The sequence below is a fragment of the Allofournierella sp. CML151 genome, assembly GCF_027853465.1.
GTDB lineage: Bacteria > Bacillota > Clostridia > Oscillospirales > Ruminococcaceae > Allofournierella.
Genome location: NZ_JAPNNW010000024.1, coordinates 37,953 through 48,471 on the forward strand (window position 1 = coordinate 37,953; position 10,519 = coordinate 48,471).

The 10,519-nt window shown below is 58.8% G+C and carries 8 protein-coding genes, 1 tRNA gene and 1 rRNA gene; 2 read left to right on the forward strand and 8 right to left on the reverse strand.

What is annotated here, in order from left to right; genetic code table 11:
• Positions 1 to 53: 53 nt before the first annotated feature.
• From PH256_RS13625 to PH256_RS13635, 3 genes are all read right to left on the reverse strand, one after another.
• Positions 54 to 1,865 carry an ABC transporter ATP-binding protein gene (locus tag PH256_RS13625; protein ID WP_270914604.1) on the reverse strand — a complete coding sequence of 604 codons (1,812 nt, stop codon included), beginning with the start codon at positions 1,863 to 1,865 and terminating at the stop codon, positions 54 to 56.
• The gene (locus tag PH256_RS13630) at positions 1,862 to 3,595 is read right to left on the reverse strand and encodes an ABC transporter ATP-binding protein (protein ID WP_270914605.1); all 1,734 of its coding nucleotides are present in this window, start codon (positions 3,593 to 3,595) and stop codon (positions 1,862 to 1,864) included. Before PH256_RS13630 ends, PH256_RS13625 begins: the two co-directional genes overlap by 4 nt.
• Before the next feature lie 101 nt (positions 3,596 to 3,696).
• Positions 3,697 to 5,736: a GH25 family lysozyme gene (locus PH256_RS13635; RefSeq protein WP_270914606.1), complete on the reverse strand. Its 2,040-nt coding sequence runs from the start codon at positions 5,734 to 5,736 to the stop codon at positions 3,697 to 3,699.
• Positions 5,737 to 6,139: 403 nt separating this feature from the next.
• Between PH256_RS13635 and glgB the strand changes: the two genes are divergently transcribed.
• Both glgB and PH256_RS13645 read left to right on the forward strand, forming a co-directional pair.
• Positions 6,140 to 7,957 (forward strand): 1,4-alpha-glucan branching protein GlgB, encoded by a 1,818-nt coding sequence (gene glgB, locus PH256_RS13640; protein WP_270914607.1) that lies wholly within the window; start codon positions 6,140 to 6,142, stop codon positions 7,955 to 7,957.
• Positions 7,958 to 8,071: 114 nt separating this feature from the next.
• Entirely contained in the window at positions 8,072 to 8,923 is an 852-nt protein-coding gene (locus PH256_RS13645) for a DegV family protein (protein ID WP_270914608.1), read from the forward strand.
• A gap of 65 nt (positions 8,924 to 8,988) precedes the next feature.
• Here PH256_RS13645 and PH256_RS13650 read toward each other — a convergent pair whose 3' ends face one another.
• The 5 genes from PH256_RS13650 to rrf all read right to left on the reverse strand — a co-directional run bounded on the left by PH256_RS13650 (position 8,989) and on the right by rrf (position 10,475).
• Positions 8,989 to 9,213, reverse strand: coding sequence for a hypothetical protein (locus tag PH256_RS13650; RefSeq protein WP_270914609.1), 225 nt, complete (start codon positions 9,211 to 9,213; stop codon positions 8,989 to 8,991).
• Entirely contained in the window at positions 9,213 to 9,401 is a 189-nt protein-coding gene (locus PH256_RS13655; RefSeq protein ID WP_270914610.1) for a hypothetical protein, read from the reverse strand. Before PH256_RS13655 ends, PH256_RS13650 begins: the two co-directional genes overlap by 1 nt.
• A 37-nt stretch (positions 9,402 to 9,438) precedes the next feature.
• A complete protein-coding gene (locus tag PH256_RS13660) occupies positions 9,439 to 9,828 on the reverse strand; it encodes a metallophosphoesterase (protein ID WP_270914611.1) in 390 nt (129 codons plus the stop codon).
• A 431-nt stretch (positions 9,829 to 10,259) separates the two neighbouring features.
• Positions 10,260 to 10,334 (reverse strand) — tRNA-Glu (locus PH256_RS13665).
• A 24-nt stretch (positions 10,335 to 10,358) separates the two neighbouring features.
• Positions 10,359 to 10,475: ribosomal RNA gene (gene rrf / locus PH256_RS13670) — 5S ribosomal RNA — on the reverse strand.
• Between the last annotated feature and the right edge of the window lie 44 nt (positions 10,476 to 10,519).

Sequence of the window (10,519 nt, forward strand, 5' to 3'; positions counted from 1 at the left end):
TCGCCGTGCCCGCCCGGGCAAAATGCCCAAAGCAGGCACGGCGCGCGGCAGGTTCAGTTCAGCTCGAACATGCCGTGATACAGCTGATAGTATTCGCCCTTCTGGTCCAGCAGCTCCTGATGGCTGCCCCGCTCCACGATCTGCCCCTGCTCCAGCACGATGATGGCATCCGCGTTGCGCACGGTGGACAGGCGGTGGGCGATCACAAACACGGTGCGGCCCTCCATCAGCCGGTCCATGCCCTTTTCAATCAAGGCCTCGGTGCGGGTATCGATGCTGCTGGTGGCTTCGTCCAGAATCAGCACCGGCGGGTCCGCAATGGCCGCCCGGGCGATGGCCAGCAGCTGCCGCTGCCCCTGAGAAAGATTCTTGCCGTCGCCGGTGACCGGGGTGTCATACCCCTTGGGCAGGCGTCGAATGAAAGAGTGGGCGTTGGCCAGCTTGGCCGCAGCCACCACCTCCTCATCGGTGGCGTCCAACTTGCCGAAGCGGATGTTGTCCGCAATGGTGCCGGTGAACAGGTGGGTATCCTGCAAAACCACCGCCAGCGACCGGCGCAGGTCCGGCTTCTGGATGCGGCGCACATCAATGCCGTCGTAGGTGATGCGCCCGTCGGTCACGTCGTAGAACCGGTTGATCAGGTTGGTTACGGTGGTCTTGCCCGCGCCGGTGGAGCCCACAAAGGCAATCTTCTGGCCGGGTTTTGCATAAAGGCTGATATCCTTCAGAATCAGGCGGGAGCTCTCGTAGCCAAAGCTCACATGCTCAAAGCGCACATCGCCCCGCAGCGGAGTCTGATTGCCGTTGGCCTTATCTTTCCAGACCCAGGCGCCCTGTGTACCGGTCAGCTCCACGCTGCCCTTATCCACCTCCGGGGTCTCCTCCATGGCGTTGAAGATGCGCTCCGCGCCTGCCAGCGCCGCCAGCAGAAAGTTGGACTGCTGGGTGAACTGGTTGATGGGCATGGCCGCCTGGCGCACAAACACCAGATAGCTGGTCAGGCTGCCCACGTCGGTCATGCCGTGAATGGCCATCAGGCCACCCAGCACCGCCACAATGGCGTAGTTCACATAGGAGATGCTCACCACGGTGGGCACCATGGTGGCCGCGTAGCCCTGGGCGTTGGTGGCCGCCTGGCGCAGCGCCTCGTTCTGGGCGCAGAAGGCCTCCACATTCTGGCGCTCATGGTTGAACACTTTGATCACCTTCTGGCCGCTGATCATCTCCTCAATGGTGCCGTTCAGCTTGCCCAGCACCTGCTGCTGGCTCTGGAAATATCGCTTGCTGCGCTGGCCGCTGTAGCGCACGGTGGCGAACATGGCAATATAGCCCAGCACCACCACCAGCGAAAGCTGCCAGTTCAGCACAAACAGTAGTGTCAGGGTGCCCACGATCTGGATAAAGCTCTGGATCACCATGGCAAAGCTGTTGTTCAGCGCGTCGGCAATGGTGTCCACGTCGTTGGTGAAGCGGCTCATAATGTCGCCGTGGCTGCGGGTATCGAAGTAACGCAGCGGCAGGGTCTGCACATGGCCGAACAGGTCCCGTCGGATTTCATACACGATCTTCTGGGCCGCCTTCACCATCAGCTGGGTATAGCCGAAGGCGGACACCACGCCCACCGCATAGATGGCCGCCACGATGCCCACCGCTGCCAGCAGGCCGTTTGTATTGGCGGGCAGGATGTAGCGGTTCACCAGAGGCTTGAGCATAAAGGTACCCAGCAGATTGGCGGCGGCGCTCAGGCTCACCAGTACCGCAACCAGCGCCATGATCAGCTTATGGTGGCCCATGTAGGCCAGCAGTACCTTCAGGGTATGGCCCAGGTCGTTGGGCCGCCGGGCCGTAAACTGCCGTCTGCTCATTCTTCGCCGCCTCCTTTCATCTGGGATTCATAGATCTCCCGGTAGATGGCATTCTCCTCCAGCAGCTGGATGTGGGTGCCAATGCCGTTCACCCTGCCGTCCTCCAGCACCAGAATCTGGTCCGCCTCCATCACCGAGGTCACCCGCTGGGCAATGATGATCTTGGTGGTATCCTTCAGCGCCGCCAGCCCTGCCCGGATGCGGGCCTCGGTGGCGGTGTCCACCGCGCTGGTGGAATCGTCGAAGATCAGCACCTTGGGCCGCTTGAGCAGGGTGCGGGCAATGCAGAGACGCTGCTTCTGGCCGCCGGACACGTTCACGCCGCCCTGACCCAATTCGGTGTCCAACCCTTTGGGCATCCGGCTCAAAAATTCATCGGCACAGGCGGTGCGGCAGGCCCAGTCCAGCTCCTCGTCGCTGGCCTGCTCGTTGCCCCAGAGCAGATTTTCCCGGATGGTTCCGCTGAACAGCACATTCTTCTGCAGTACGATGCCCACGGCATCCCGCAAGGCCTCCAGCCGGTACTCCCGCACATCCCGGCCGCCCACCTTGACGCAGCCGCCGGTCACATCATACAGGCGGGGGATCAGCTGCACCAGCGAGGTCTTGGCCGAGCCGGTACCGCCCAGAATACCCAGAGTCTGCCCCGCCGGGATATTCAGGCAGATGTCCTCCAGCACATTTTCCCGGGCCGCGGCGCTGTATTTAAAGTCCACATGGCAGAATTCCACGCTGCCGTCCGCGATTTCTTCCTGGGCCTCGGCCCCGTCGGTCAGGCTGGGGGAATGGTCCAGCACCTCCATCACACGGGCCGCGCTGGCCAGCGAACGGGTGAGCATCAGAAACACGTTGGAGATCATCATCAGCGAGTTCATGATCTGCAGCACATAACTCAGAAAGCCGGTGAGCTTGCCCACCTGCATACTTCCCGCAATGACCATATTACCGCCGAACCAGAGCAGCAGCGTCACCGCCGCATACATGGTGAACTGGAAGGCGGGCAGGTTCATCACCGCATAATGGAAGGTGCGCTGGCTGGTCTGCATCAGGCCGCTGTTTACCCGCTCGAACTTCTTCTCCTCATACTCGCCCCGCACGAAGGCCTTTACCGCCCGGATGGCGGTCAGATTCTCCTCCACGATCACATTCACCCGGTCCACAGCCGCCTGCAGCCGGCTGTACATGGGCGCCACCTTATATACGATAAAGGCCAGCACCGCCGCCAGCACCGGCACGCAGCACAGAAAGATCAGGCTCAGCCTGGCGTTCATGAAGAAGGCCAGCCCCACGCCCATGATCAGCATGGAGGGACCGCGCACCATGGGCCGCAGCCCGCCGCTCACCGCATTCTGCAGTACCGTGATGTCGGTGGTCATGCGGGTGATCAAAGAGGATGTCTCGAACCGGTCCAGATCCGAGAAGGAATACTCCTGGATTTTTTGGTACTGCTCCTGACGCAGAATCGCGCCGAAACCACAGGCTGCCCGGGCCATGTAACGGGCATAGAGCATGCCGGTCACCAGCGAGAGCAGGGCGCACACCCCCATCTGCACGCCTTTGATGAGGATGTAATTCACATCCCGGTTGGCCACGCCCACGTCGATGGTGTCAGCCATAATCACCGGAATGAACATTTCCAGGCCGGTTTCCAGCACCACAAACAGCACTGCCAGAATAAATTCCTTTTTATAGCGGCCCAGATGCGCAAAAACACGCTTCAGCTGTTCCATTCGCAGCTCCTCCTTTTTCTTATTTACCGGGGAACAAAACGGCCCCCCGGGCAGATTCCGGTCAGGCCGGAATCGCCCAGGGGGATTTTGTCTTTGGGCGATCAGCCCAGCTTGCTTACGTTCATATCGGTGGGTTTGGGGATACCGGGCACCGAGCCGGTGCTGCTGTACTGCCAGATATCGTAGTTGTAATCGAAGGACAGCTCATTCCGATACTGAGCAATCCAGATGCTGTAAGGCGAGAGGCTGGCCATGTTCAGCTGATTGTAGAACCAGCTGGCATAGCTGTAAACGCCCGCCTTGTAGCCGGAGTTGCGAATGGTCTCGCAGAAGGCCACCGCATTGGCGGTGCGCTGGGCACGGCTGATATTATCGGCCCGGCCGGTGTCCCCCGCCACCTTCTCGGTATCGAAGTAGATGGGGTAGCTGATGTTGTAGCCCTGGCACAGGCTGATCACCATGCTGGCCTCCTCTACGGCCTCAGTCTCATTGATGGCCTGGCTGTAGAAGTACAGGCCCACCTTCAGGCCCGCGGCCGTAGCGCCCTTGATGTTCTGACGGAAGGTGGAGTCCTCAACCAGAACGCCGGTGCCGTAACCGCGATAGCCCACGCGGATGATGGCAAACTCGATGCCAGAGGCCTTTACCTGGTTCCAGTCGATGTTGCCCTGATACTTGGACACATCCACGCCCTTCACCCAGGTGGTACCGCCACTGCCGCCGCTGCTTCCGCTGCTGCCGCTGTCACCGGTATTTTCACTGCCGCTGCTTTCGCTGCCGCCGGTCTCCTCCTTCACGAGGGTACCGTTCTCATCAAAGGTATATGTAGTGCCTGCGATCACCTTGCTGCCGGTCACCTTCTGATGGGTGCTGGGATCGTAGTAGGCCTGCTTGTCCGAAGTACTGGGGTACCAGCCGGAATACAGGGTTACGATCACCTTTTCCACCGCCGTCATGGCAAAACCGTCATGGGCAATGCCCTGCATGGAGCTCTCGTCATAGAACTGCAGCGTGGACTCCAGCGACAGGGTGCTCACACCGTCAGCCGCACCGGCTGCCAGCAGGCCACCCCGGGCCCATATCCCCAGATCCAGCCCCAATACTTTGCCCGCCGCCGTCTGCAGCGAGGCAGAGGCGGAAGTGGGTTCGGAATTGGAGGTACTGTCCGCCGGGGCCTGTGTGGGTTCCGGAACCGCTGTGGGTTCAGCAGTGGGTTCCGGCGTAGGCTCCGCAGTGGGCACAGGCGTGGGTGTGGGAACCATACCTGCATCCAGGGTAGCTTCCACCAGGAACTCAGTGCCGTCCTCAGCGGTGGCAGTCTTGCTCACATAATAGGGACTGATGCTGCCATCCGCGTATTTCAGGTACTTGCGGCCGTTCTGCTCTGCCACGTCCGGAATATAAACCGTAGTCTTGTGCTCCTCGGTCGAGGATTCGTCGTAGTCATAGTCGTTGCCGGAAGGTTCCGGAGTGGGTACCGCGGTGGGTTCCGGCAGGGTGGGGTCCTGACCGCTTCCGGTACCTGCGCCCACATGACTGGCGTTTCCATTGTCCTCCTCGGCCTCGTTGACCTCGCTGGACTGCTTGATCTGATCCTTGACCGCTTCCACATCGGCCTTATACTGGACCTTCTCCTTCACCGCCAGGGTCACCGGCTCGGGAGTCACAAACCCTTCCCGCTCGGCCACCGAAACGGTGTACTCACCGATGTCCACCTGCTTGATGAGCAGAGTGCCGGTTTCCGGGTCCACGGTATAGGTGCTCGCCTTACCGGACTTCGGAGTCAGCTGCACCTCGAAATCCTGGCCCAGCACCGGCAGACCGCTGTCGGCGTCCATCACGGTAACGCCCACACTCTGCTGCACGGCGGTGGCTTCGATTTCCAGCTGAATGGGAGCCTGGGTGGGCTCCGGTGTGGCGGTAGCCTCCGGCTTGTTCTGTGCCTGGCTGGATGCCACCTGCACAACGCTCACCGGCACCGACGAGCTGTTGTTGGCCGCGTTCACTGCAGTGAACGCAATGCCTGCACCGCAGCTCACGGTAACAGCCAGTGCACAGCTCAGCGCCACCAGCGCTTTGCCCAGCGGCATGCGGGAAAACTTACTGCCTGAAAAATAGCGGGAAAGATCCCGTTTGTTCATAGGACGAGCTTCCTTTCTCTGTCTGTTTTATCGATCAACTTTTTCGTGCTGCAACGAAAAAGGCTATAATCATGTATAAGTATATCATATTTTTTCCGTGGGGAAACAGTCTTTCCCGCTTCTTCCCTCTTTTTCAGAACTTTGCACGAATTCCGAAGTGGCTTCTTGTTATCTTTTCCTCTCTTTTCCCGATCTGATTCTTCTTTCTTTAACCCCTACTGGAATTTTCCCCCTGCATGTTGTAAGATGTAAGTAAAATAGAGGCAATGCCGTATCCCTTCAGGTGGCAGAACCCGCCGAAAAATTTGGCGGGCTGCCACGCCTGCACTTTGGTGCAGGCATCGCGCGGTGCTGCCCAAAGCTTCGTATTCTGCACACCCCATTCAAACAAAGGAGTTTTCCCATGGATCTTCCCATGCTTCCCACCGAATTCCATACCGGTCTGTGCTTCGACGCACACCACATGCTGGGTGCACACCCCGCTCCGGATCAGGGTCCCGACACCTGGCTGTTCCGCCTCTGGGCGCCTGGCGCCCAGAGAGTCCAGGTCTGCGGCGATTTCAACGGCTGGTCCGGCCAGGATCTCACCCGGGATGCCGCAGGCGTGTGGAACGGTTATGTGCCAAAGGCACATCAGGGCCAGTTCTATAAATTCAACATCCAGAAGCAGGACGGCGGCTGGGCCCTGCATACCGATCCCTACGGCTTTTACACTGAGCTGCGCCCTGGCAGCGCCAGCGTTCTGTGGGGCATGCCCGCCCACAAATTCAAGGACGAGGCCTGGATTGCCGGACGCAGTGCCCGCTACGACCAACCTCTGAACATCTATGAACTGCACGCGGGCAGCTGGAAACGTCACCCGGATGGCCGGTGGTATACCTACCGCCAGCTGGCCGGGGCGCTGATCCCCTGGCTGCGGGAACAGGGCTACAACTTCATCGAGCTGCTGCCGCTGGCGGAACATCCCTTCGACGGCAGCTGGGGCTACCAGTGCACCGGCTATTTCAGCGTGACCAGCCGCTACGGTACGCCCGAGGAATTTGCTGCTTTTGTGGATGCCTGCCACCAGGCGGGCATCGGCGTGCTGATGGATTTCGTTCCGGTGCATTTCGCCTGCAACGGCGATGCTCTGGCCCGGCTGGACGGCGGTCATCTTTATGAATACGACAGTGATGTGGGCCTGAGCGAGTGGGGCAGTTATAACTTCAATCTGTACCGGGGCGAGGTGCGCAGCTTTTTGAGCAGCGCCGCCGCCTTCTGGCTGGAGGCCTATCACTGTGATGGCCTGCGCATGGACGCGGTGAGTCGTGCGCTCTACTGGCAGGGCGACGATGCCCGGGGTGTAAATCAGGGCGCGGTGAAGTTCCTGCAAACCATGAATCAGGGTCTGCATCAGCGTTTCCCCGGCGTAATCCTGGCCGCGGAAGACAGCACCAACTACCTGAAGGTCACTGCTCCGGTGCAGTACGAAGGCCTTGGCTTCGACTATAAATGGGATATGGGCTGGATGAACGACACCCTGCGCTACTTCTCTGCCCCCTTTGATCAGCGTCCCGGCCTCTACCACACCATCACATTCTCCATGGAGTATTTTTACAACGAATTATACCTTCTGGCGTTATCTCACGATGAGGTGGTACATGGCAAACATACCCTGATCGACAAGATGTGGGGCAGCTATGAGGAAAAATTCGACCAGGCCCGGCTGCTGCAGTTCTATTTCATGTTGCACCCCGGCAAAAAGCTCAGCTTCATGGGTACGGAACTGGCCCATTTCCGGGAATGGGACGAAGGCCGCGCCATGGACTGGTGCCTTCTGGAATATCCCATGCACCAGGCATTCCTCCGCCTGGCCCGGGATCTGAACCGGCTGTATCTGCAAGAGCCCGCGCTGTACAGTGGCGAATACCACAGTGGCCGTTTCCGGTGGGTCACCTGCGAGGCAGTGGAGGACGGCGTGTTTGCTTTCACCCGTACCAGTGCAGACGGCTCCACCTTCCTGATTGTACTCAACACGCAGGATAAAGCGCACGATCAATACCCGCTGTATTTCGACAATGCCTGTCACGCCCGCCTGGTCCTCTGCACCAATGCCCCGCAGTATGGCGGAGACGGCTGCCCCGCTGCCGAATGCTGGGCAACACCGGGCGGCGTGCTGGGCAAAAGCCACACCCTTCGTCTGGACCTGCCCGCGCTCAGCGGCAGTCTGTACCGGCTGTAAGCCACTGTGCTTCACCAGATTGACAGCCCTTTCCTTTCCCGCTACAATGAAGGCAACAGGAATCCTTGGGGCAAACACCGATTGTCCCTATCATAACTTAGGAGGTACGTTCTTATGCTGCGCATCCTAACTGACTCCACCGCCGATTTGCCGGTGGCACTGGCACAACGTATGCAGGTGGAGGTCATTCCCCTGCAGGTAACCTTTGAGAACGGCGACACCTACCGGGACGGACTGGATCTTCCGCCCGAAGAATTTTACCAGCGGCTGAGCGAGTGCCACAAGCTGCCCAGCACCAGTCAGCCCAGCCCGGAGGCTTTTGAAAAGGCGTTCAACGATGCCCGGGAGGCTGGCGATGAGCTGATTGCTGTCTTGCTTTCCAGCAAAATCTCCGGCACCTATCAGTCCGCACAGATTGCCGCATCTCTGGTGGATTACGACAAGATTTATCTGATCGACGGTCTCAGCGCTACGCTGGGCAATCAGCTGCTGGTACGTCTTGCAGTGGAGCTGCGGGATGAGGGCCGCACAGCGGGCGAGATCGTAAGCATTCTGGAAGAGGAAAAGCACAAGGTCCGGCTGCTGGCCGTTGTGGATGATCTGAAGTATTTCCGCAAGGGCGGGCGGCTTACCGGCGCGGAGGCCTTTGCCGGTGCCGTACTGGGCATCAAACCGGTAGTCGGCATGAAGGATGGCCATGTAGCTCTGGTGGGCAAAGCCCGTGGCCTGCCCGGCGCCTACGTTGCGCTCTTCAAGCAGTTGGATCAGGACGGCGGGCTGGACCCGGACAAGCGGTATCTGGTGGGCTACACTGCCCATCACCGGGCCATGGAACCCATCCAGAAATATCTGATTGGCAATCTTCATCTCCCGGCTGCCGAAGTTTTCCACATCGGACCTGTGATCGGTACCCACGCCGGACCCGGTGCAGCAGGCATCGCTTACTTTGCCAAAGGCGAGGATTAAACCATTTTAAAACGCAAAAAAGACCTCTGCGCCAGTTCACTGACGCAGAGGTCTTTTTTATACTTTTATTCGGGCTGCTGCAGATCAATGCATACGATCTCCGGCGGAGACAGCAGCCGGAGCGGCAACCGTGTGGTCCCGATGCCGCTGCTCACATAAACCCGGGCGGATTCCGCCGATTCATCCAGCGCATACATCCCGCGCACGAGGCCGCCCGAACCAGGAGGCAGAATCTGACGGGCAATCCAGGAGATTCCGATCTGCCCACCGTGGGTATGACCGGACAGCATCAACGCCCGCTCCGGCAGATCCGAAAGCAGTTGGGCTGAATCAGCAGAGGGAAGGCATCTTCTGCAAAGGTGGGCAGCTGACCTTCCAGATCACCGGTCAGGTAATCGTCATAGCCCAGCAGCTGGATTCGATAATTCTCCAGAAACAGACTCTCATTTTTCAGCACCTGAAATCCGCAGGATTTCATAAACTCCTGATAGATGCGCGCTGCGCCGCCGCCCCAGTCATGATTGCCCCAGACCGCGTATTTTCCACCAGGAGCCTGGACTGTTCAGCTGTTCCCGCAGCAGCTCCAGGTCCAGCTGTTCCCGGTCACGGGCGTAGTTGTCCAGCAGGTCTCCACCAAAGATCACCAGATCCGGTTCCAGCCGATTGATGCGCTCCGCCAGCTGCTTTGCCGAATCAACAGATTTGTCCTCACCGAAATGCGTATCGGTAAAAAAGACAACACGGCAGTCAGCTGCAATACCCTGTGCCGGGAAGGAAAACCGTCGCACTACCAGAAGGTTCGGTTCCACAAACCGGGCATACACTCCTGCCAGCAGAGCAGCAAGCACCATCCAGAACAGCGCCCAAATCCAGCGCCGTTTTCTTTTTGTTTGTTTCTGTTTCATTGATTTATTTTATATTTAAGCAGGCCCCACCACAATTGCGTCACCTCTTGTGGTTCTTGCCTGAGAGAAAATTGTGAATAATTCGAGGAAAGCTCAGCCATTTGGCTGTTTTTTGAACGGAATGCAGTCCATTCTGCCGGGGTGCCCGTCGGCCTCCGGCAGTGGAGCCCCCGCAAAAATTTGTCTTGCAAAGTTTTGTGGGGTTAAGGAGGAATGACGGAATGATATGAGAAAAGCCCCAGCCATTCGGCTCGCTTTTTGAACAGAATGCAGTCCATTCTGCCGGGGTGTCCGTCGGCCTCCGGCAGTGGGGCCCCCGCAAAAATTTGTTTTGCAAAGTTTTGTGGGGTTAAGGAGGAATGACGAAATGGTATGAGAAAAGCCCAGCCGAGTGGCTGGGCTTTTTGAATGGAATGTAGTCCATTCCGACGTGGTGACCCGTGGGAGAATCGAACTCCCGTTTGCGGCGTGAGAGGCCGCCGTCTTGACCGCTTGACCAACGGGCCATGTGAAAGTAAAGAGAAGAGAAAAGCCGGCGCCTACCTATTTTCCCAGGTCGTCTCCAACCAAGTATTTTCGGCACAACAGAGCTTAACTTCTGTGTTCGGAATGGGAACAGGTGGGACCTCTGCGTCATCGGCACCGGCCATATGTTCAGCATACTGGCCTTACATATTCTCTTTACTTCGAT

Excerpts from the sequence above, each read along its gene's own strand:
- PH256_RS13625 (WP_270914604.1), bottom strand. The coding sequence starts at position 1,865 with ATGAGCAGACGGCAGTTTACGGCCCGGCGGCCCAACGACCTGGGCCAT.
- PH256_RS13630 (WP_270914605.1), bottom strand. The coding sequence starts at position 3,595 with ATGGAACAGCTGAAGCGTGTTTTTGCGCATCTGGGCCGCTATAAAAAG.
- PH256_RS13635 (WP_270914606.1), bottom strand. The coding sequence starts at position 5,736 with ATGAACAAACGGGATCTTTCCCGCTATTTTTCAGGCAGTAAGTTTTCC.
- glgB (WP_270914607.1), top strand. The coding sequence starts at position 6,140 with ATGGATCTTCCCATGCTTCCCACCGAATTCCATACCGGTCTGTGCTTC.
- PH256_RS13645 (WP_270914608.1), top strand. The coding sequence starts at position 8,072 with ATGCTGCGCATCCTAACTGACTCCACCGCCGATTTGCCGGTGGCACTG.
- PH256_RS13650 (WP_270914609.1), bottom strand. The coding sequence starts at position 9,213 with ATGCTGTCCGGTCATACCCACGGTGGGCAGATCGGAATCTCCTGGATT.
- PH256_RS13655 (WP_270914610.1), bottom strand. The coding sequence starts at position 9,401 with ATGAAATCCTGCGGATTTCAGGTGCTGAAAAATGAGAGTCTGTTTCTG.
- PH256_RS13660 (WP_270914611.1), bottom strand. The coding sequence starts at position 9,828 with ATGAAACAGAAACAAACAAAAAGAAAACGGCGCTGGATTTGGGCGCTG.